The sequence below is a fragment of the Loktanella salsilacus genome (assembly GCF_024206795.1).
Taxonomy (GTDB): Bacteria; Pseudomonadota; Alphaproteobacteria; order Rhodobacterales; family Rhodobacteraceae; genus Loktanella; species Loktanella salsilacus.
In genome coordinates this window covers 39,170-58,993 of the sequence record NZ_CP072995.1, presented here as the reverse complement: position 1 = coordinate 58,993, position 19,824 = coordinate 39,170, and the positions used below count along the sequence as shown (strand labels likewise).

The following is a 19,824-nucleotide window of genomic DNA, read 5'->3' as shown; positions in this document are numbered from 1 at the left end:
TTTAGGTTGGATACCAACCGAGAAGAGGCTCGAAAGATGAACAAACCGATCGGTTTATCGCTTCGCCTAAAAAAGGAAAACCAAGCGGCTTTTTATAAGCGACGCAGGGTAGTAGCCCATCCAATTATTCAGAAGGGCCAATCATAAAGCGCGCCTTTCGCGTGGCCCGGCAACGGCCGCTGCCGCCACGATTTCCCTGACTGTGATCAAACTCGGGTCGCAACAAGACGCCTGATATACTCAATGTTACCGCCTCGGCCCCCGCCACACCAAAAGTGCACAGCGCGACGGGGCCCCTAGCCAAAACGGGCCCGCTTAGTCGGCGGCGCGCATCATCCGGCGCATCAGGCCCGTTTTGAGCACGAACTGCTGGAAAAGTGCCGCCGCAAAGTGCAAGGCGACGATCGCAAGAAGCGGCAGTTTCAGGGTCGTGTGGATGTAATCCGACGTTTCACTGCCACCAAACCATGCCAGCAGGCCGGTAATCGGCAGGATGATCATGAAGGCGTAAAGCGTCCAATGCGTCAGGTGTGCCAGCCCTTTGAGGATCGGCGCTTCCTTTTCCGGCAGCGCAGGCACGCCGCGTGTGAACCGTATCTTCAGACGCCAGATTGCTAGCAAAAGGACCAGCGATCCGCCGATGACATGGTAATAGACCAGCGCTGTCATGGCAGGCACCTCGCCCGCGACGAGCGCCTCCCATGCGGCGACGATGGGATCGTGCAGCGCGAATTGCGCGACGATCAGGGCCGCAATCATCCAGTGCAGACTGATCTGGGTCCGAGAATAACCTTTGGGTGCAATGATGTTATGCCTTTTGCTGTGCGGCGGACCGCGCCAAATTTCACCATCGCGCCCGGCGTGGATGGTAGGGTTCCTAAGATGCGGCAAAGGGGCGGTCATCCCGCCCCCTGCCCCCTTACGGCTTTAGCCGTGATACGCTTGGCTGACGGCGTAGCTGTCTTCAAACCAATGCCACAGCACCACCTGACCATCCCGCACCTTGGCACGCAGCGCGAAGGTGAACTCGCCAATCTCCTTGCCGGATTTGGTCGTCACGCCGTTCATTTTGCCAAAGACGGCGACAGTGTCACCAGAAGCAAAGGCGTCCGTGTTGTCCCAAGCGGTCGTCTGGAAATTCGCGCCAAAGATCGGCAGGAACGTCAGGATTGCCTCTTTGCCGTTCCACGGACCGATCCACGGCAGGCTTTTGTCGCCCTCATTGTGCCAGACCATATCGTCGGCCATTAGCGCGTTCATCGTCTCCATGTCGCCAGAGCCCATGGCCCCCATGAATGCCATGACGGTGTCAAAGCTTGCTTGTGTGGTCTCGTCCATTTGGTCAGCTCCTGCTTGCGTGCCAAGGATCAGCGCAAGTGCGCCGCCCAGTGACGTTTTAAGAAGTGTTCTGCGGTGCATGATGCGCCCCTTTTGATAAGGCGGCCCCTTGCCCAAGGGGCCGCGCCTGCGTTTAGAATTTGCCAGCGTCGTTATGCGCTGCGTCCGCAGCTGGCATTGGGGCGATCACGTCCCAATGTTCGACAATCAGACCGTCCTGCACGCGAAACAGGTCATAAAAGGCCTGTGGCTCATCCCCGATCGCGCCGTCCGACATGGTCAGCACAAAGTTGCCTTCGCCGATGACCTTGTGGACCTCGTTATAGGTCATGGTGATGCCCTTGGCGGCCATCTCGCCCATGAAGGCACCGAAGCCGTCCAGACCGTCAGCAACCATCGGGTTGTGCTGGGTGTAGGACGCGGGGTTGATATAGTCGGTGAACTGGATTTCTTCGTGCGTGATCAGCGCCTTATTGATGAAATCTGCGACCAAGGCCTTGTTCGCTTCGGTTTTGTCGACGTCCGTAATTTCAGTCGCGCCGTCGATCTGGGTGTGACCCGACGGGTTTGGCGCAGCTTCCGGGATCAGGTTGTCCCAATGCTCTACGATCTTGCCGTCTGCGACGCGAAAGACGTCAAAGGCAATCATCGGCGACGGGCCAAAGCCTTCATAGCGACCGTGAAAGACGACAAGGTCGTCGTCAGCGATGACACGGGCGAAATCGGCTTTGAAATTGCCGCTGGCGCTTAGCATCTTGATCATGTCTTTCAGACCGTCCGTGCCGTTTGGCACATCGGGGTTGTGCTGGATGTAGCCGGGGGCAAAGTATTGATCGACGGCGTCTGCGTCGCCAGCGCCCAGCGTCGCGCTTAGGGCCTCGATCGCAAAGGCTTTGTTTTCGGCGGTATCTGCGATGGCGAGCATCGGCAGGGCGGTCACGATGGCCGCAGATGCCAGCAAGGTTCTTATATTCACGGTGTTCTCCTGTTTTTTTTGGGGGGGGTGATTGGGTCAGTGCAATGGGTTCAGTTCCGCACCAAGCGTAGCAAAATAGGCGTCCCAGCTTTGATGCGGGCGGCCTGTGATGGCCGCGACATCGCCGGGGGTGTCGTTTGCGCCAAGGCGGATGCCGTCATAGATTCCGGCAATGATCGGGCCATAGAAATCGCCCAGTTCAGCCGTGCGGTCCGCGACGTAAGCGGCCGGCGTCATTTCGCGGTACGTCAGCTGCGTGCCAAAAGCGCGGTTCAGATAGGCGACCAATTCGGCCTGCGTGATCGGCGTGCCGTTCAGGTTTACCGTCTGCCCATCATGGCCATCGGTCGTCAGCAGCGCTGCATAGGCGCGGGCTAGCTCCGCGCGGGTCGTGTAGCCGCATTTACCGCTGCCAGCGCTATTCGCGACCTCGCCCCGCGCGCGGTACGTGTCGATATATTCGACGTCGGGTTCGATATAGATGCCATTGCGCCCGATGGCCCAGATCAAGCCGCTATTGCGCACGTCAGCTTCGGTCTGGCGGTTGCTTTGCACCACGGGGGAAAAGGGCGTGCCCGCTTCCAGGCCTTGAATGCTGGTATAGACGATCTTGCGCACGCCAGCGGCGCGAGCGGCGTCAATCACGTTGCGGTGCTGCTGGATGCGCACGTCCGGCGCGGCAAGGCCGGACACCAGCAGCAGCGTATCAACACCCGCCAATGATGCCTTTAAATCATCGGGTTGATCATAGTCCCCCGGGCGCACGTCGATCCCAAGCCCCGTGACTTTCGCAGGGGTGCGGGCCAGACCGATAATCGGTTGGTCCAACTTCATATCCAAAAGCGCTTGCGCGATAGCGCGGCCAAGCTGGCCTGAAACGGCGGTGACGGCGATCGTCATGGTACGAACTCCTAGAAGGGGGTGACAGGTTTAGGCGGCGTGTTTCCACGTCAGCGACAGGTTTTCGCGAAAGGCGTACCGGGCAAGGTGGTCGCCGATGACCTGCTCTAACCGGACCAGTGCGTCCGCCTCTCCGGTCACGGTCAGCGTCAGCGTGTCGTCTTGTGCCTGCAGGGTGCTGGTTCCGAACGGCAGCGTGATTTAACCTGCCTGCGGCGTGAAAGTGACGGGCACCTTGTGGGCGAAATGCATGCAAAGCTGCTGCAGATATCCACTGGCGCGGGTCGTCGAAATTGTTGCGGTGCTACTTGGCATCTTCGTCTCCTGTCGTTGAGAAACAGAAATAGACGCTACGCCGCCTTTCGATTAGCCTGACAATCACGACAAGATTTAACGAGGAATTAGAAAGATGATCGACGACTACCGCAGTTTGGCCGTCTTTGTGGCCGTCGCCGATGCGGGCAGCCTTAGCGCAGCGGGGCGGCGGTTAAAGCTGTCGACCTCGGTCATCAGCCACCATTTGTCCCGGCTAGAAGCCAAGCTGGGCGTCACGCTTTTCTTTCGATCCACCCGGTCGCTGTCCCTTACGCCCGAAGGCCACGCTGCCCTGCCCCCCGCCCGCCGGATGATCACCGCGGGGGAAGAAGCGATTGACGCGCTCAGCGCGGGCAGCAGCGAGCCGGTCGGTGCCCTGCGCCTGACAATGCCAGCCTGGGGCGAAAAGATGCCGTTGCGCCAGACGCTCTGGGCGTTTGCCAAGGCGCATCCCCTGATCGCCATTTCACTGCACAGCAGCGACGCGCCCGTCGATCTGGTGAAAGAAGGGTTCGACATCGCGATCCGCCTTGGCGTGTTGTCCGACAGCAGTCTGAAAAGCCGCCGGATTGGCACATTCGAACGGGTCATGGTGGCCGCGCCGGACTATCTGGCCAGCCGGGCACCCCTAAAGACCATCGAGGATCTGGCTGCCTGTGATTTCGTCGCCCTAACAATGCTGCCTGACATGCAGACGCTGCAATGTGGCGGCAGGGCTGTGTCGTTCCAGCCGGAAAACATCAGGCTAGAGGTCGACACAATCGCCTCTGCCGTGTCTGCCGTCATGGCAGGGCTCGGCGTGCAGCACCTTCCAACAGGAGAGATCACCGCCGAACTGGCCTCGGGTGTCCTTGTCCAAGTCCTGCCCGACTGGCGTTTGCCCGACCTTGGCATTTATGCAGTTTGGCCTGACATCGGACCACAAAAGGCCCTGACCCGCCGCTTAATTGACTACTTTGTCGCGCGCGCCGCATCCGACTGAAGGTCATGGTCTTGCGCCAAGCGTCTTGAAGCACGTCACCGATCCCGACGGCAAGACACTGCAGGCAAAGGTCATTGCGCATGATGACGGCTGGACGGGTGTACCGAAGCATCTTGCACCCTCTGCAAATGAAAGACGTCTATCAGAAATCATTTGACGTGGCGGCAATGCGATGATCCTCTACAACCGGGAGGACTCATATCGTGAAGCGCGCACCGACTCTGGTTGATGTGGCGTCGCAGGCTGGCGTCAGCTATGCGACCGTCGATCGCGTCATAAACGGACGCGGAGCCGTGGCCGAAAAGTCGCGCGCTTCTGTGCTTAAGGCGGTCGCCGACCTTGGCTATGTGCGCAATGTCGCGGCTGCCAATCTGGCGCAGCGCCGAATTTACCGGTTCTGTTTTGTCATTCCCGAAGGCACGAACACCTTTTTTGACCGCGTCTGCACCATCCTACGCAACGCACATCCACCCGCCGGAACCGACCGCGTCCAGATCGCAATCGAACGCGTTGCCGCCTTTGATCCGGCGGCGCTGGCCCATTGCCTGACCAAACTGGCACAAATCGACGTCGACGGTGTCGCCCTTGTTGGGATCAGCGGCGCAGGTGTTGATGACGCCATCGCTGCCCTGCGGGCGAAAGGGGTTGCGGTGCTTGCGATGATCTCTGACATGCCCGCACCACAGCGCGACGCCTATATCGGGATCGACAACGCCACGGCGGGGCGGACCGCAGGCGGGCTCATCGTGCTGGCGCACGGCGGCCGGGCTGGCAGAGTGCTGCCGATCATTGGCGCAATAACGGCCCGTGACCATGCTGAACGTTTAGCCGGCCTGCGCGAGACACTCGCCCCGACCACATTGACGACAGCGCCGCTGGTCGAAGGGCGCGACCGCCACGATGTGGTTGAAGCCCGCCTGCGCTCCGTCCTTGCCGCCGACCCGCAGATTACAGCAATTTACAGCGCCGGTGCGGGCAACGCCGGCTTGATAAGGGTCATCGCCGCGCTGCCTGCAGATCGCCCGCGCCCGGTCATCGTTCTGCACGAACTTGTCGCCCATAACCGCGCGGCGCTCGAGGCCGGCCTGATTGATATCGTTATTGATCAACGGCCAGAGGAAGAGATTACACGCACGCTTGCATTGCTTCGCAGCCTAGCTGACCGGCACCCCCTGCCCGACGCACCCCTGATCGTGCCCGCGATCTACATCCGCGAAAACCTGCCGGGCACCCGCGCCCCTTCAGAAGGCCCTGCCACATGACTGCTGACCCCATCCTCGCCCTACGGGGTGTCCACAAAAGCTTTGGTCCCGTCGAAGTCCTGTCAGGCATCGACGTGACATTGCGTAGCGGCGAAGTGCTCGCCCTGATCGGAGAGAACGGGGCGGGCAAATCAACCACCATGAAGATCCTGGCTGGCTATCAGCCCGCCACCGCGGGCCGCATCCTTCTGGACGGCAAAGAGGTCCGCTTTGACTCTTTGCATGATGGCGAAGCTGCGGGGATCGTGTTGATCCACCAAGAATTCAACCTGGCTGAACAGCTCACCGTTGAGCAGAACATCTTTCTTGGGCGCGAGCTACGGCGCGGCCTGCTGCTGGACAAGTGGCGGATGCGGGACCTGACGCAGCAGTACCTTGGCCGCCTTAAATGCCGCATCGACCCGGACACCCCTGTGTCCCGCCTGTCAAATTCAGACAAGCAAATGGTCGAAATCGCCAAGGCGCTTAGCCGCGATGCGCGCGTCCTTATCATGGACGAACCGACAGCCGTGTTGACCGGATCAGAGGTAGAGGTGCTTTTCGAACAGGTCCGCGCCTTGCGCGCAGCGGGCACAGCCATCCTTTTCACCTCTCACAAACTGGGCGAAGTCGCCGCGATCGCTGACCGCGTGACAATCATGCGCGACGGGGCTGTTGTGCGCAGCGACATGGTCGCGGCCATGACAGAGGATGACATGGCGACGGCGATGGTAGGGCGTGACGTATCCGCCCTTTATCCGCCAAAGCCCGGCGTGGCGCATGATGCGCGCATTGCGCTGCAGGTACAGGGGCTGACGGTACCCGGCCATGCAAAAGACATAAGCTTTACCCTGCATCAAGGAGAGATCCTTGGCATCGCTGGCCTGATCGGCTCTGGCCGGACCGAAGCGATGGAGGGCCTGTGCGGCCTGCGCCCAGCGACAATATCCGCGCTGCAGATCGAAGGGCAGCCCTTGGCTATACGCAACACGGCCGACGCGTTGAATAATGGCCTGTGCTATATGACAGAGGACCGCAAATTGCGCGGGCTGCTGCTGGACAAGGGGATGCGGGTCAATCTGACGCTTCAGGCGCTGGCCCGCTTTGGCCGTATCCTGATTGATCGGCGTGCAGAGGATGCGGCACTTGCGCAGGCGGTCAAGGACTTCGATATCCGCGCAGGCAGCGCCGATGTTCTGGTCGGCAATCTGTCGGGCGGGAACCAGCAAAAACTGCTGCTGGCCAAAATCATGCAATCCGAACCCCGCATCCTGATCGTCGACGAGCCAACACGCGGCATCGACATTGGCACGAAACAGCAAATTTACACCTTTTTACGCGCGCTCGCGGCGTCTGGAAAAGCGATCATCGTCGTGTCGTCAGAGATGCAAGAGATCATCGGCCTGTCCGACCGCGTTCTGGTTATGCGGCAGGGCCAGATTGCTGGCACGCTGGACGGCGACGCCATCACCGAAGACGCAATTGTGCGCTGCGCCATGGGCGTGGGTGCTGACCCAGACGAAAGGGCCGCCTGATGGCAACTGAAACAGCAAATCCCCCGCGCAAACGCAGCCGGATACCGTCCATGAGCGTGCTTGGTCCGATCTTGGCGCTGGTGATCTTGATCGTCATTGGCGCTGCGTTGAACGGCAATTTCCTAAGTGCGAGCAATATCAACAACGTGCTGTCACGCTCTGCCTTTATCGGGATCATCGCGGTTGGCATGACCTTTGTCATCACGGCGGGCGGGCTGGACCTGTCGGTGGGCTCTATGGCGGCTTTTATCGCGGGCATGATGATCCTTGTGATGAACGCTGCCCTGCCCACATTGGGCGTCGGCATCCCGATCATTCTACTGGGGATGCTGGTGGCCCTGATCGCCGGGATCGCAGCGGGCATGTTAAACGGTTTTCTGATCACCACCTTAGGGATCGAGGCCTTCATCGTGACGCTGGGCACGATGGGCATCTACCGCAGCCTTGTGACATGGCTCGCCAATGGCGGCACCCTGTCGCTCGATTTCGATCTGCGCACCTTCTACCGCCCGGTCTATTTTGACGGCATCCTTGGCGTGTCTTGGCCAATCATCGTCTTTGCCGTCGTCGTTATCTTGGGCGAAATCCTGATGAGCCGCGCCCGCTTTGGCCGTCACTGCGCGGCGACCGGATCGAACGAGCACGTCGCCCATTATTCATCCGTCAACGTGGGTCGCACGCGGATGCTGACCTATATCATGCTCGGCCTGCTCGTGGGCGTCGCCACAATCATGTATGTCCCACGCCTTGGCTCTGCCTCTGCATCCACTGGCGTTCTGTGGGAACTTGAAGCCATCGCCGCCGTGATCATCGGCGGCACGGTCCTAAAGGGCGGCTTTGGCCGGGTCTGGGGCACCGTGATCGGTGTGCTGATCCTCAGTTTAATCGACAACATTTTGAATCTGACCGACCTCGTCTCGCCCTACCTGAATGGTGCGATCCAAGGCGTCATCATCGTACTGGCTGTCATTTTACAGCGAGAAGCCAAGGCGAAGGGCTGACAACTTCGCTGCTCTGGGAGGAGAAACAATGTCTTATTTGAAAACGATACTTGCCGGGACCGCCGCAATTGCCGTCGGCACCGCGGCCATGGCGCAGGATACCAAAGTGATCGGCGTGTCGATCCCGGCGGCGACCCATGGCTGGGCGGGCGGCATGAACTTTCACGCGCAAGAGGCCATTGAGCGTTTGGAAGAAGTCTATCCCGACCTTGATTTCGTGCTGGCCACGGCGTCCGACGCGGGCAAGCAGGTCAACGACATCGAGGACATGGTCGCAACCCGCAACATCAGTGCGCTGGTGGTGCTGCCTTTTGAATCTGATCCGATCACCCCGCCCGTCCAATCCGTTGCCAACAGCGGCGTCTGGGTCACGGTCGTCGATCGCGGACTGTCGATCCCGGGGATCGAGGATCTGTATGTCGCCGGTGACAACCCGGGCTTTGGCACCGTATCGGGCGAATTCATGCGGTCCCAAATGCCCGATGGCGGCAAAATCGTCGTGCTGCGCGGCATCCCGACGACCATCGACAACGAACGCGTTGCAGGGTTCGAGGCGGCCATTGAAGGATCAGGGATCGAGATTGTCGGCATGGAGCACGGCAACTGGAACCGCGACGACAGCTTCAACGTCATGCAGGATTTCCTGTCAAAGTATGACCAGATCGACGCGGTCTGGGCCTCTGATGATGACATGGCCGTCGGCGTGCTTGCCGCAATCGAGGCGGCGGACCGGCAAGACGTCAAATTCGTGCTGGGCGGCGCGGGCATGAAGGAAATGGTCAAGCGCGTGATGGACGGCGATGCGATGATCCCCGCGGACGTCACCTATCCACCCTCAATGATCGCGACGGCGATCGAACTCACGGCCGTTGGTATGACCTCTACCGCGCCGGTGTCCGGCACCTTTACCATCGGGTCCGTGCTTGTCACCCCGGACAATGCCGCACAGTTCTACTATCCCGACAGCCCATTCTAAACACATACGGAAGTCAGCCTAGACGGGGCTGACTTCCTTCCCTGCGCGTGACGACAACATTGCTGGGACACAACCGGACCCGGACAGGCCAAGCACCAAATTCCTAGCGATACTGGTTATTCATACGCTTAGCTGGGATCGGGTAACTTACTTTTTGGAAGCGATAAGGTGAATGTGCTGCCGACGCCGACTTCACTGCGAACACTGATGGTTCCACCTTCAAGGTGAGCAAGCTCTCTTGCAACGGATAGCCCCAATCCGGTCCCGGCAGCACTGCGGGAGAATGAGCCATCGGCCTGGTGGAACGCATCGAATATCTTCTCAAGCTCGTGAGGTGCGATCCCCGTCCCTGTGTCAGAAACCTCGATATGAACCTTGTCCTCAGACTCCTTGACGATGACAGACACCTTGCCCACATCGGTGAACTTGATGGCATTTCCGATCAGGTTGATAACAATTTGCCGCGTGCGCGTCACGTCTGCCAACATCAGACAGGGGGCCATTGTGGCCTCAAGCTTTAGTCCTTTTTCGTCCGTGAGGGTCCTCATCTGGTCCACCACGGGGTTAAGGACCTCTAGCACGTCACAAATCTCCGGATCGTTCAATTTTTTCCATACCTGTGGTCGCGGTCCGCAGCACATCCTCTACGCTGCTTTGCAGCAGCGCCGGATCAACTTGGCCAAGGTGACTGACCTCCTCCAACCGCTGCGCAGGAGGCATCTTGCGCAGGTTTTTTCCAAGCCGTGCGTAGCCCAGAATGACCGTCAATGGCGTCCGAAGCTCGTGGCTCACGACGCTCATGAAGTTCATCTTTGCCCGGTCGGCGACTTCGGCTGCCTCTCTTGCCTGCTGTAGGGCGACGATATCCCGGCGCGCCTGCGCTTCACTGGCTTGCAGTTGGCCCGACACGCGCAGCAAATGCCGGACAATCCACAAAAGCACGCCGCCGCTTGCTAAACCCACGGCGATTAAAACCGGCAGCATTTTCGCCAAAAGGTCAGTGCCCGGATGAGCGGCCTTCCATCTGAGCCAACAAAGCACGTCGCCCGACGGACTGGTCACAGGGATACTCGCCTGATGTCCAGCAGGCGGATCCGTACTGAATTCCGCGCTGTCTAGCTCGATCGGGGAACCGATTTGTGTGGCCAGCTCTGCGTCGAAGTACCGCAAAGCGACATGCAACGCTTCGGTTCCCGGCTTTTGCGCGATGTCGCCAGAGTCAGAAATAATGGGGATGACACTGACGATAGCCGTCCTGTCGCCAATCAGAACAGATGCCACGACCGCAACTTCGGCCAGCGCCTCGTATGGATCGTCATCGCCTTGGCTGACTTCTGCCATGTTTTCGCGCAGCTGCGCGACAAGCGGTTCGATGAATTCAGCGCGGGCCTCATAGCGTTCCGGGGGCACGATTTCACCTAAGACCGCGGCGAAGAAGGCCACATTCGCTTGGTCCAGGACATAATTTTCATCATGCCCAAAATAGCTTTGCATCCAGGACCCAAGGTTATCGTCCATCCACTTCGTATCGCGGGCAGCTGTTTGCTCAACCGCGTCATCCCAAACGGTGGCGCTGCGCTGTTGTTCTGGAAGGACCTCAATCGCGGCGGTAAGGCGTTTCGCGGCAAAACGTTCCTGCTGCGCGCGCGCGTTCTGATCCGCGATATTGATCGCGTTATGTCCAACAAAAACAAGGCTTAAAAGGCCAACGCAAACGACGATAAACAGCGATCTGACAATCTGGAACGAAAGCCTGTTTAGACTAGCCGTCATGATGGAAATCGCCTTCATATGCGTGTCAGTGAATGGGCGGTTCGATACCTAAACCAAAGGCGAATTGGGATAGGTCATAGCGCCTGAAAGACGGTTAATTAAACACTATGGCAAATAAAAGGCACGGCGGGATCGCCAAACAAGTTGGCGCGGTTCACGCCCACAAATCATGGCAAGGCGCAGTCTGCTTGTGGCGCCATATGACGCCGGTCTAGTCGGTTTTGGCTGGTCGGGACTGTCTACGCCACGACCCCCAGCAGAGTCTGCATCATCGACACCGATAGCGGCGACCCGAAGACAAATCCGAATGATCACCAAGGCCCGAATGTCGCCATCGCCATCCTTCCGGCACCGCTGCCCTTTACGACGCCCAAGGGGCTGTCAGCGTTTGGCCTGGCCGATCCGGTTTGGATCAACCCTATTCCCCAGTTGTGCCACCCCAAGCCCGGCAACCCTGGCCCAGTCAATCATCGCCGGGGCGCAAGGTGGATGCCCGCGATGGTGCACCGGACCGAACCGCCTGCCATCTCGATTGTCGGGATGGACAGCGGGACAAGCGTGGCGCTTTGGGCGATTAATGCAATTTGGGACGGGTCCAGCGCATCATAGGCGGTCTGCGACAGCGCCAGCAGGCGACCATCGCGGCCCTGAAGCTCGATCGCATTTCCGGCGAATTTGGCGATCTGCGCCTCGGTCAGGGCGATGACGTCGCGGCCAGAGTCTTGCAGGCGGGTGATCACCTCTTCGCGGCGGGCATGGTCAGTGATCATATCGGCCCCCAGCAACGCATAATCTGTTCCGATGCACATCAGTACGTTGGTATGATAGATATTAACGCCGCGTGAATCCGCGGCCGGGAACACCATGGGTTCAAAATTGAAATGCGTGCAGAACCGCTCTAGCGCGATGGGGTTCGTGCGATCAGATGCCACCGCATAAGCAACCCGGTCGATATGATCGAGGACCATCGCCCCGGTCCCCTCTAGGTACAGGCGGTCGGGCTCTAGCCCCGAATAATCAATCACATCCTGAACGCGATATTTTGCTTTCAGCAACTCGATCACATCGGCGCGCCGTTCCAGCCGGCGGTTCGCGGCCTTCATCGGATAGATGGCCACATGACCGCCCGCGTGGGTCGAAAACCAGTTGTTGGGAAAGACACAATCCGGCGTGGCCGCATCGGAACCTTCAAACACATGGACGCGCACGCCGCGGCGTTCCAGTTCCGCCATCGCAGCCGTATGTTCGTCATAGGCGCGGCGTGACAGGTCACTGCCCTGCACATCCATCTGCGCCTGAAAGGCATTGTCCTGCGCGGTTTGCGTATTCACCGTGAAATGGTGCGGGCGCACCATCACAACGGCGGCCGGGGCCTGAACAGAGGGACGCATTACGCGCCTTCGATGCCAGCGCGGCGCACCATGCCGAACAGATCACGGGGATCGTCCGGGTCGGCAATCATGTCGAGCGCCTCATAAAGCCCGGTGCTTTCCAGCTGATCGCGCAGATAGCGCAGCGCCGAGAAATCCTCGGTCGCGAAACCGACGCCGTCGAACAAGGTGATCTGGCGGGCATCGCGGCGGCCCTTGGCTTTGCCGGTGATGACTTCCCACATCTCGGTCACGGGGAAATCGGCAGGCATCTGCTGGATTTCGCCCTCAATCCGCGTTTGCGGCGGGTATTCGACGAAGACGTCTGCGCGGCTCAGGATGTCTTTGTGCAATTCGGTTTTGCCGGGGCAGTCGCCACCGATGGCGTTGATGTGCACACCGGCACCGACCATGTTGTCGGTCAGGATCGTAGCATATTGCTTGTCCGCCGTGCAGGTCGTGATGATCTGCGCACCTTCGATTGCCTCTTGGGCAGATGAGCACGCCGTCAGCTCGAACCCCTGATCCGACAGGTTGCGCAGCACCTTTTGCGTGGCCGCCGGGTCGATATCATACAGCCGCAGCTTGGTGACGCCGCAGATCGCCCGAAAGGCCGTCGCCTGAAATTCAGACTGCGCGCCATTGCCGATCAGCGCCATCGTGTCGGCCCCTTCCGGAGCCAGATATTTCGCGACAAGCGCCGAGGTCGCCGCCGTGCGCAGCGCCGTCAGCAAGGTCATTTCAGATAGCAAAACCGGGTACCCGGTCTGGACGTTGGCCAGCAGGCCAAAGGCCGTGACGGTCTGCAACCCCTCTGCCGTATTCTTGGGATGACCGTTGACGTATTTAAAGCCGTAGACCTGCCCGTCAGAGGTCGGCATCAGTTCGATCACACCAACGTCGGAATGCGATGCGACGCGCGGTGCTTTGTCGAACAGCTCCCAGCGGCGAAAGTCTTCCTCGATATAGGCGGCGATGCCGGTCAACATCTTGGACAGCCCGGTGCGGTTGATCAGCCGCATCATATTGGCGACGCTGACAAAGGGCACATAGGCCAGTTTTGATGGTGCAGGAGCCGACATGGTGGACCTCATTTTTGATATGATCCCATTGTCTGCTATAATAATTGCGCCGAATATGGCGAAGTTGCTATGATTATGCGGGCAAATTGTGCAAATTGCGTAGTGTTAATTAACAAATTGCAGGGCGATCATGGGGCAACAGGCAGAGACGAAATATGTCTTCGACAATCTGGACCGCACGTTGATCGGGCTGCTGCGCAGTGATGGCCGGGCGCCCGTATCCAAGCTGGCCGACATCATGGGGGTGTCGCGCGCCACGGTGCAGACACGTCTGGACCGTCTGCTTGCCTCTGGCGCCTTGCTGGGCTTCACCGCGCGGGTGCGCGAGGATTACGCCGTCAACCAGATTCGCGCGATCATGATGATCGAAGTGTCGGGCCGGAATACCACGCAGGTCATCAACAAGCTGCGCGGCCTGCCTGAACTGACCGCCCTGCACACGACCAGCGGCAAATGGGACCTGATCGCAGAGGTTTTGGTTGAAAGCCTGTCCGAGTTCGACAGCGTCCTGCGCGAGGTGCGTCTGGTCGATGGCGTGCTGAACAGCGAGACGAACATCCTGCTGACCAGCATTTAAAGCGAAGGCAGAACGCAAATACCCTCAGGGCCGAATCCCCGCCTGATCTAGCAAAGTGGCAACATCCGAAAACGCCTTGTCCGGCGGCGTTTGCTCGTGCTTGCGCTGCGACAGGAACGCCTCGCAGGGGCCAGCAAAGGCGATGGAGCAGTCCAAGTCCGGATTGCTACCGCTGCGATATGCGCCAATGCGGATCAATTCCTCCATGTCAGCATGGGCGGCCAATGCACGGTGAGCGGCCTTGAGCAGGGTATATTCCACGTCGGTATGACATTCCGGCAACGTCCGAGAGACGCTGGCCAGCAAGTCAATCGCCGGATAGCGCCCCCGCTCTCCGATCCGGCGATCCAGCACGATATGGCCATCAGTGATCCCGCGCACGGCATCGGCGATGGGGTCATTCATGTCATCGCCATCGACCAGCACGGTAAAGATGGCCGTGATGTCGCCCTTGCCCACAGGACCCGGTCCGGCCCGTTCCAACATTTGCGGCAGCTCTGAAAAGACCGTAGGCGGATAGCCTTTCGCGGTCGGCGGCTCACGAGAGGCAAGGCCGATTTCGCGCTGCGCCATGGCAAAGCGGGTCACGCTGTCCATCAACAGCAAGACGTGTTGGCCTTGATCGCGGAAATGCTCTGCCACGGCCATCGCTGTCCAGGCCGCTTGGCGCCGTGTCAGGGGCGGCTCATCGCCTGTCGCGACCACCAACACCGCCTTTTTCATACCTTCTGGACCAAGGTCGGTGGAAATGAAGTCCTGCACTTCCCGGCCCCGTTCACCGACCAGCGCCATAACGACGACGTCGCATTCGGTATAGCGGGCCAGCATGGCCATCAGGGTGGACTTGCCGACGCCAGAGCCAGCAAAAATGCCCAGCCGCTGCCCGCGGCACAGCGGCGTGAAAATATCGAGCGCGCGCACATGGGTGGCCAGTTTTGGGCCAATCCGTTTGCGGTCGAACGCACTGGGCGGGGACGCACGCAGGGGGCGCGGTGTATCGCCCTCTGGCAAGTGCCCCTTTCCGTCAAGTGGTGCGGCAGCGGCGTTGATCACGCGGCCCTTCCAGCTTTCATCAGGTCTGATCACATCGCGGCCATGATCGACCTCGACTAGATCGCCCGCTGCCACACCGCGCCACGACCCGAACGGCAGCAGCTCTGTCCCGTGCGTGCCAAGGCCGACAACCTCTGCATGAACCGGCCCGGCAGACCCGTGAACAATGCACCGCTCGCCGATGCCAAGCACCCGTTGCAGGCCAACCGCAGTCAGGGTGATGCCGGTGATGGCCTGCACTTCGCCGGTGATGACGGCCTCTCCTGCGTCACGCGCAAAGCTCGTTAGCTCGGAAAATATGGTTTTCATGTATAATTCACTTTGAGAGGCGTTTGTTTTTGTACTATACAAGAATAAATTAAGCGGCAGTAAAAAAATGAACTTGTCTAACCTTTCTATTTTTGGCTTGGCATCCGACCGGATGACGTGGCTTGCTGCGCGGCAGAAGGTGACATCGGAAAACGTAGCGAACGCGGGTACGCCTGAATTTCAGTCCCGCGACGTGACATCTTTTGCGTCGATGGTTGATGGCCGCAGCACTGCGACCTCTGGCCTTGCGACAACGGACCCGCGGCACATCACGGGCATAACCAGCACATCGACAGCTGGCATCCGCGAAATGAACGACCCGACGGCGACCCACGCCTCGATCAACGGCAATACCGTCAATCTGGAAGAGCAGGCCATCCGGTCTGCGGACATCAGCGACCAATATCGCATGGCAGCACAGCTTTACCGCAAAAGCTATGATCTGCTGACGATGGCAGTGACCGGAAGGTAAGGAACAATCATGGACCCGCTTCAGTCTATCGCACGTATCGCAGCCAGCGGCATGACCGCGCAAACGGCGCGTCTGCGCGTCATATCGGAAAACGTGGCCAACGCGGATTCCACTGGCGCGACCCCCGGTGATGATCCGTTCCGCCGCAAGACCATCAGCTTTTCAGAAATGGTCGACCGCGATAGCGGCGCGACACTGGTGGAAGTGGACCGGATCGGCCGCGATCAATCTGATTTCCGGCTCGATTACGACCCATCCCACCCTGCGGCGGACGAAACCGGTTATGTGAAACGGCCCAACGTCGATCCGATCATCGAGATGGCCAACATGCGCGAGGCATCGCGCAACTATGAAGCCAATATGAACATGTTCGAAGCAGGCCGCCGGATGCGCGGCCAAATGCTTGATCTGCTGAAGTGATGCTACGATGAGCGATCCAACCTCCCTCGTCTCCTCCGCCGCTGTCCGGGGTGCTTACCGCACCTCGCAGTCGATCATGGGCGAAAAGGGCGCGGCAGCGACCGAAGAGTCCAGCCCGACCAGCTTTTCCAACATGGTGCGCAGCGCATCCGAAAACGCGATCGACACGATGCGCGCAGGCGAGCAAACGGCGCAAGCCGGCCTGCGCGGCGAGGCTGACACGCAGCAGGTTGTCGAAGCGATGATGGCGATGGAGTCGACCGTCAAAGTCGCCGTGTCCGTCCGCGACCGCTTTGTCGAAGCCTACCAGGAAATCCTGCGGATGCCGATCTAGGTCATGAATGAAGCGCAAGCCTACGACATCATCTCTGACACTGTGCTGGCCGTTTTGCTTGCATCAGCCCCCGTGCTTGGCGTGGCGCTTGTTATCGGGCTTGTGATTGCGTTCTTTCAGGCGCTGACCCAGATTCAGGAAATGACGCTGACCTTCGTGCCTAAGATCGTGATGATCTTTGTCACCCTGCTTGTCGCGACACCGTTCATGTACGGCACGCTCAAATCGCTGTCCGATACCGTCTTTGACCTAGTCGAAAATGGTGGATTATGAAGGGGCTGCACCGCATTCTTGTCGCGGGCCTTATCGGGCTTACCTTCGGCACCACCGCGCTGGCTGATGGCTGGGGGCAGTTCTATGTGTCCAAAACGCCGCGTGCGGCCCGCGCCGGGGCACCGATTGCCAGCGGCGGCGAAGATGGCGTTTGCATCCGCGAAATCCTAGCCGCGCAGGCGCGCCATGGCATTCCAGACAACATGCTGCTGGCCATCGGCCTACAAGAGGCCGGCACCCGCCGGAACGGGCAATTTACCGTCTGGCCCTATGCCGTGAATGCCGAAGGCGAAGGCCGGCTATTTGACAGCCGCCTAGCCGCGCTTGATTGGATTGCAGAGCGTCAACGCGCTGGTGTGCGGTCGATTGATGTGGGTTGCATGCAGATCAACATGCGCTGGCATCCCGATGCGTTTGTAAACGCAGCCGAAGGGTTTGATCCGACGGTGAACGTCGATTATGCCGCGCGCTTTTTAAAGCAACTTTACGCCCAAACGGGCAACTGGATGCAGGCCGCCGGGTCTTATCATTCGCAAGAGCCGCAGTACCGCGACATCTATTTGTCGCGCTTGCACAGCAATATCGCTGCCGCCAATGCACGGCTGCCGGAATTTATTGCCATTGCTGGCGGGTCCGCCCCCCGCCGCACAGCCCCGCCCGTCCAGCGTGACGACAACGGCAATGTCGTCGTGGCGCGGGCAACATGGGGTGCAAGTTTGGGCGGCGCATCGAACGCACGCACATCGCTTTATTCCTCGCAGACCATCCAGCCGATCCTGCCGACCTATACCTCATCACTCTTTGGACCAGCGGGATGAGCGGGAAACCCACAGTCCTGCCGCAGCTTGGCATCTTTCGCGGCAACAAGGACGTCGGCTTTGCTGTCGGCATGGCCCTTGTGCTGGCTATCTTGTTCCTGCCGCTGCCGCCGGTGCTGCTGGACCTTGGGTTGGCCGTGTCGCTCTCGCTTAGCGTGCTGATTTTTATGGTCGCGCTTTGGATTCCATCGCCGCTGCAATTCAACTCTTTCCCGACGCTTTTGCTGGTCACGACCATGCTGCGCCTGTCGCTCAACGTCGCCTCGACCCGGTTGATCCTAAGTGAAGGTCACACGGGGATGCAGGCCGCTGGCGACGTCATCCAAGGCTTTTCCAAGTTTATTATCGCAGGCAACTTCGTCATCGGCGTCGTGATTTTTGCGATCCTTGTGATCATTAACTTTGTCGTCATCACCAAGGGTTCGACCCGCATTGCAGAGGTCGCGGCGCGGTTCTCGCTCGACGCGATGCCGGGCAAGCAGATGGCCATCGACGCCGACATGGGCGCAGGCCTAATCGACGAAGACGAAGCCCGCCGCCGCCGCAAGGAACTGGAAGACGAGACATCCTTTTTCGGCGCGATGGACGGTGCATCCAAGTTTGTGCGCGGCGATGCCGTTGCGGGCCTGATCATCACGCTAATCAACGTGATCGGCGGCATCCTGATTGGCGTCGTGCAGCGCGGCATGTCGGTCGGGGATGCGGCCAATGTCTTTACCTCGCTGACCATTGGCGACGGGCTGGTCAGCCAAATCCCCGCGCTTGTCGTGTCGCTTGCGGCCGGTTTGATCGTCACCAAAGGCGGCACCCGCGGCGCTGCAAACGAAGCGGTTTTGGATCAGCTGTCGAACTTTCCCAAGGCGCTTTATATGTCGGCGCTGCTGCTTTTCGGGATCGGCATGCTGCCGGGCTTTCCACTGTTCGTCTTTAGCCTACTCGCGGCCACCATGGGCGGCTTAGGCTATTTCATCCAGATCAACGCCGCCAAAGCAGCCGAAAAGAAAACGCAATCTGACGCGCTGGACGCACAAAAGAAAGCGGCCCCTGAATCCGACAGCAACCCGATGCGCCTTGATGATCTACGGCTCGTCTTGGGCGAAGGCCTTGTTGGGCTGGCCAACCGGCCAGATGCGGTATTGCCCAGCAAGATCAAATCCCTGCGCAAGCACTTTGCCGAAAAATACGGATTTCCGATGCCATCGGTCCGGATCAAGGACGACGCCAGCCTGCCGATCAACAGCTATGTGTTTCAGGTCCACGGCGTCGATGTCGCGCGCGGCGACATCCGGGCCAATCAGATGATGGTCATCAACCCAGACGGCATCCCCCTGCAATTGGTCGGAGAGCGGACCAAAGAGCCAACCTTTGGCCTTGATGCGCTTTGGGTCGACAAAGCAGTGGCAGAACAGGCCGAAAACAGCGGCCTGACCGTGGTGGACCCCGAAAGCGTGATCACGACCCACCTGACCGAAGTCGTGAACGAAAACATGGCGGAGCTGCTGACTTATGCCTGCGCCAAAGAGGCGATCGACGGTTTGGACCGGAACTATCAAAAACTGGTCAGCGACCTGCCTGTGCCATCGCCCGCGATCATGGTGCAAAAGGTGCTGCAGGAACTGCTGCTGGAACGGGTGTCGATCCGTAACCTGCCGCTGATTATCGAGGCGATGGCCGAAGCGACCCGCCACACAACCAAGCCTGCAATGATCCTGGAAAACGTCCGCCGCCGCCTGTCGAGCCAGATTTGCCAAGGCTTGCTGGACGATCAGGGATTTGTCCCCGTCATCACCCTGTCCCCCGCTTGGGAAGTCGAGTTCATCGAGGCGATCAAAAGCGTCGGCGATGATCGAAGTTTTGTCATGTCGCCCAAGCGTGTGCAGGAATTCGTGCTGCAATCGCGCCAGCAGATCCAGCGGTTTGCCAGCGATGATGTCTGGCCCGCCATTATGGTCAACCCAGAGGCCCGGTCCTACATCCGCTCCATGCTCGAACGGGTCAGCCCGATGACGCCGGTGATTTCCAACGCGGAAATCCACCGCAAAGTGTCATTGCGGACCGTCGCCACCATCGGGTCCTAGG

At 59.6% G+C, this 19,824-nt stretch carries 21 protein-coding genes and 2 pseudogenes; 13 read left to right on the top strand and 10 right to left on the bottom strand.

The genetic code is table 11. The features are described from left to right. Positions 1-315: 315 nt before the first annotated feature. The 5 genes and pseudogenes from KBW81_RS16825 to KBW81_RS16805 form a co-directional block, all read right to left on the bottom strand. Positions 316-903: a cytochrome b gene (locus KBW81_RS16825; protein ID WP_254249302.1), complete on the bottom strand. Its 588-nt coding sequence runs from the start codon at positions 901-903 to the stop codon at positions 316-318. A gap of 24 nt (positions 904-927) precedes the next feature. After that, positions 928-1,419, bottom strand: coding sequence for a nuclear transport factor 2 family protein (locus KBW81_RS16820; RefSeq protein ID WP_245754270.1), 492 nt, complete (start codon positions 1,417-1,419; stop codon positions 928-930). A 52-nt stretch (positions 1,420-1,471) separates the two neighbouring features. Continuing rightward, positions 1,472-2,314, bottom strand: coding sequence for a nuclear transport factor 2 family protein (locus KBW81_RS16815; protein ID WP_254249301.1), 843 nt, complete (start codon positions 2,312-2,314; stop codon positions 1,472-1,474). A 36-nt stretch (positions 2,315-2,350) separates the two neighbouring features. After that, entirely contained in the window at positions 2,351-3,214 is an 864-nt protein-coding gene (locus KBW81_RS16810; protein ID WP_254249300.1) for an SDR family oxidoreductase, read from the bottom strand. Between the two features lie 30 nt (positions 3,215-3,244). After that, a pseudogene (locus KBW81_RS16805) lies at positions 3,245-3,466 on the bottom strand (DUF2218 domain-containing protein). Positions 3,467-3,623: 157 nt separating this feature from the next. On the opposite strand from KBW81_RS16805, the gene KBW81_RS16800 reads away from it, so the two are divergent. The 5 genes from KBW81_RS16800 to KBW81_RS16780 all read left to right on the top strand — a co-directional run bounded on the left by KBW81_RS16800 (position 3,624) and on the right by KBW81_RS16780 (position 9,264). After that, positions 3,624-4,511: a LysR family transcriptional regulator gene (locus tag KBW81_RS16800; RefSeq protein WP_254249299.1), complete on the top strand. Its 888-nt coding sequence runs from the start codon at positions 3,624-3,626 to the stop codon at positions 4,509-4,511. A 203-nt stretch (positions 4,512-4,714) separates the two neighbouring features. Next, complete coding sequence (locus KBW81_RS16795) at positions 4,715-5,773, top strand: LacI family DNA-binding transcriptional regulator (RefSeq protein WP_254249298.1); 1,059 nt, start codon at positions 4,715-4,717, stop codon at positions 5,771-5,773. Further along, positions 5,770-7,287, top strand: a complete 1,518-nt coding sequence (locus KBW81_RS16790) for a sugar ABC transporter ATP-binding protein (protein ID WP_254249297.1) — start codon at positions 5,770-5,772, stop codon at positions 7,285-7,287. The genes KBW81_RS16795 and KBW81_RS16790 overlap by 4 nt, the downstream gene beginning before the upstream one ends. Continuing rightward, positions 7,287-8,288 carry an ABC transporter permease gene (locus KBW81_RS16785; RefSeq protein WP_254249296.1) on the top strand — a complete coding sequence of 334 codons (1,002 nt, stop codon included), beginning with the start codon at positions 7,287-7,289 and terminating at the stop codon, positions 8,286-8,288. Before KBW81_RS16790 ends, KBW81_RS16785 begins: the two co-directional genes overlap by 1 nt. Before the next feature lie 28 nt (positions 8,289-8,316). Then, a complete protein-coding gene (locus KBW81_RS16780) occupies positions 8,317-9,264 on the top strand; it encodes an ABC transporter substrate-binding protein (protein WP_254249295.1) in 948 nt (315 codons plus the stop codon). Positions 9,265-9,392: 128 nt separating this feature from the next. Here the strand turns inward: KBW81_RS16780 and KBW81_RS16775 are convergent, their stop codons facing one another. Both KBW81_RS16775 and KBW81_RS16770 read right to left on the bottom strand, forming a co-directional pair. Further along, the gene (locus tag KBW81_RS16775) at positions 9,393-9,752 is read right to left on the bottom strand and encodes an ATP-binding protein (RefSeq protein ID WP_254249294.1); all 360 of its coding nucleotides are present in this window, start codon (positions 9,750-9,752) and stop codon (positions 9,393-9,395) included. Positions 9,753-9,846: 94 nt separating this feature from the next. Next, positions 9,847-11,037, bottom strand: a complete 1,191-nt coding sequence (locus KBW81_RS16770; protein WP_254249293.1) for a CHASE4 domain-containing protein — start codon at positions 11,035-11,037, stop codon at positions 9,847-9,849. Between the two features lie 225 nt (positions 11,038-11,262). Between KBW81_RS16770 and KBW81_RS18805 the strand changes: the two are divergent. After that, positions 11,263-11,370, top strand: a pseudogene (locus KBW81_RS18805) (hypothetical protein); the annotation flags it as partial. A gap of 134 nt (positions 11,371-11,504) precedes the next feature. Here the strand turns inward: KBW81_RS18805 and ctlX are convergent. Continuing rightward, entirely contained in the window at positions 11,505-12,428 is a 924-nt protein-coding gene (gene ctlX, locus KBW81_RS16765; protein ID WP_254249292.1) for a citrulline utilization hydrolase CtlX, read from the bottom strand. Beyond that, a complete protein-coding gene (locus tag KBW81_RS16760; RefSeq protein ID WP_254249291.1) occupies positions 12,428-13,489 on the bottom strand; it encodes an ornithine cyclodeaminase in 1,062 nt (353 codons plus the stop codon). Before KBW81_RS16760 ends, ctlX begins: the two co-directional genes overlap by 1 nt. 130 nt (positions 13,490-13,619) lie before the next feature. Between KBW81_RS16760 and KBW81_RS16755 the strand changes: the two genes are divergently transcribed. Continuing rightward, positions 13,620-14,066: an Lrp/AsnC family transcriptional regulator gene (locus KBW81_RS16755; protein ID WP_254249290.1), complete on the top strand. Its 447-nt coding sequence runs from the start codon at positions 13,620-13,622 to the stop codon at positions 14,064-14,066. 24 nt (positions 14,067-14,090) lie between these two features. Here the strand turns inward: KBW81_RS16755 and KBW81_RS16750 are convergent, their stop codons facing one another. Next, positions 14,091-15,428, bottom strand: coding sequence for a FliI/YscN family ATPase (locus tag KBW81_RS16750; RefSeq protein WP_254249289.1), 1,338 nt, complete (start codon positions 15,426-15,428; stop codon positions 14,091-14,093). Positions 15,429-15,495: 67 nt separating this feature from the next. On the opposite strand from KBW81_RS16750, the gene KBW81_RS16745 reads away from it, so the two are divergent. Genes KBW81_RS16745 through flhA form a run of 6 tightly spaced genes read left to right on the top strand, consistent with a single transcriptional unit; the run spans position 15,496 to position 19,823 of the window. Then, on the top strand, positions 15,496-15,900 hold the full coding sequence (locus KBW81_RS16745) for a flagellar basal body rod protein FlgB (protein ID WP_254249288.1): 405 nt from the start codon (positions 15,496-15,498) through the stop codon (positions 15,898-15,900). Between the two features lie 9 nt (positions 15,901-15,909). Then, positions 15,910-16,320 carry a flagellar basal body rod protein FlgC gene (flgC, locus tag KBW81_RS16740; protein ID WP_090189946.1) on the top strand — a complete coding sequence of 137 codons (411 nt, stop codon included), beginning with the start codon at positions 15,910-15,912 and terminating at the stop codon, positions 16,318-16,320. Positions 16,321-16,327: 7 nt separating this feature from the next. After that, positions 16,328-16,654, top strand: a complete 327-nt coding sequence (locus KBW81_RS16735) for a flagellar hook-basal body complex protein FliE (RefSeq protein WP_254249287.1) — start codon at positions 16,328-16,330, stop codon at positions 16,652-16,654. A 3-nt stretch (positions 16,655-16,657) separates the two neighbouring features. Continuing rightward, on the top strand, positions 16,658-16,927 hold the full coding sequence (gene fliQ, locus KBW81_RS16730; protein ID WP_090189950.1) for a flagellar biosynthesis protein FliQ: 270 nt from the start codon (positions 16,658-16,660) through the stop codon (positions 16,925-16,927). Next, a complete protein-coding gene (locus KBW81_RS16725; protein WP_254249286.1) occupies positions 16,924-17,745 on the top strand; it encodes a lytic transglycosylase domain-containing protein in 822 nt (273 codons plus the stop codon). Before fliQ ends, KBW81_RS16725 begins: the two co-directional genes overlap by 4 nt. Further along, positions 17,742-19,823 (top strand): flagellar biosynthesis protein FlhA, encoded by a 2,082-nt coding sequence (flhA, locus tag KBW81_RS16720; RefSeq protein ID WP_254249285.1) that lies wholly within the window; start codon positions 17,742-17,744, stop codon positions 19,821-19,823. Before KBW81_RS16725 ends, flhA begins: the two co-directional genes overlap by 4 nt. The last annotated feature ends 1 nt before the right edge of the window (position 19,824 follow it).

Excerpts from the sequence above, each read along its gene's own strand:
- KBW81_RS16780 (WP_254249295.1), top strand. The coding sequence starts at position 8,317 with ATGTCTTATTTGAAAACGATACTTGCCGGGACCGCCGCAATTGCCGTC.
- KBW81_RS16735 (WP_254249287.1), top strand. The coding sequence starts at position 16,328 with ATGAGCGATCCAACCTCCCTCGTCTCCTCCGCCGCTGTCCGGGGTGCT.
- KBW81_RS16800 (WP_254249299.1), top strand. The coding sequence starts at position 3,624 with ATGATCGACGACTACCGCAGTTTGGCCGTCTTTGTGGCCGTCGCCGAT.
- KBW81_RS16785 (WP_254249296.1), top strand. The coding sequence starts at position 7,287 with ATGGCAACTGAAACAGCAAATCCCCCGCGCAAACGCAGCCGGATACCG.
- KBW81_RS16725 (WP_254249286.1), top strand. The coding sequence starts at position 16,924 with ATGAAGGGGCTGCACCGCATTCTTGTCGCGGGCCTTATCGGGCTTACC.
- flgC (WP_090189946.1), top strand. The coding sequence starts at position 15,910 with ATGGACCCGCTTCAGTCTATCGCACGTATCGCAGCCAGCGGCATGACC.
- KBW81_RS16825 (WP_254249302.1), bottom strand. The coding sequence starts at position 903 with ATGACCGCCCCTTTGCCGCATCTTAGGAACCCTACCATCCACGCCGGG.
- KBW81_RS16770 (WP_254249293.1), bottom strand. The coding sequence starts at position 11,037 with ATGACGGCTAGTCTAAACAGGCTTTCGTTCCAGATTGTCAGATCGCTG.
- KBW81_RS16755 (WP_254249290.1), top strand. The coding sequence starts at position 13,620 with ATGGGGCAACAGGCAGAGACGAAATATGTCTTCGACAATCTGGACCGC.
- KBW81_RS16750 (WP_254249289.1), bottom strand. The coding sequence starts at position 15,428 with ATGAAAACCATATTTTCCGAGCTAACGAGCTTTGCGCGTGACGCAGGA.
- KBW81_RS16790 (WP_254249297.1), top strand. The coding sequence starts at position 5,770 with ATGACTGCTGACCCCATCCTCGCCCTACGGGGTGTCCACAAAAGCTTT.
- KBW81_RS16760 (WP_254249291.1), bottom strand. The coding sequence starts at position 13,489 with ATGTCGGCTCCTGCACCATCAAAACTGGCCTATGTGCCCTTTGTCAGC.
- KBW81_RS16810 (WP_254249300.1), bottom strand. The coding sequence starts at position 3,214 with ATGACGATCGCCGTCACCGCCGTTTCAGGCCAGCTTGGCCGCGCTATC.
- flhA (WP_254249285.1), top strand. The coding sequence starts at position 17,742 with ATGAGCGGGAAACCCACAGTCCTGCCGCAGCTTGGCATCTTTCGCGGC.
- KBW81_RS16820 (WP_245754270.1), bottom strand. The coding sequence starts at position 1,419 with ATGCACCGCAGAACACTTCTTAAAACGTCACTGGGCGGCGCACTTGCG.
- fliQ (WP_090189950.1), top strand. The coding sequence starts at position 16,658 with ATGAATGAAGCGCAAGCCTACGACATCATCTCTGACACTGTGCTGGCC.
- KBW81_RS16775 (WP_254249294.1), bottom strand. The coding sequence starts at position 9,752 with ATGTTGGCAGACGTGACGCGCACGCGGCAAATTGTTATCAACCTGATC.
- ctlX (WP_254249292.1), bottom strand. The coding sequence starts at position 12,428 with ATGCGTCCCTCTGTTCAGGCCCCGGCCGCCGTTGTGATGGTGCGCCCG.
- KBW81_RS16745 (WP_254249288.1), top strand. The coding sequence starts at position 15,496 with ATGAACTTGTCTAACCTTTCTATTTTTGGCTTGGCATCCGACCGGATG.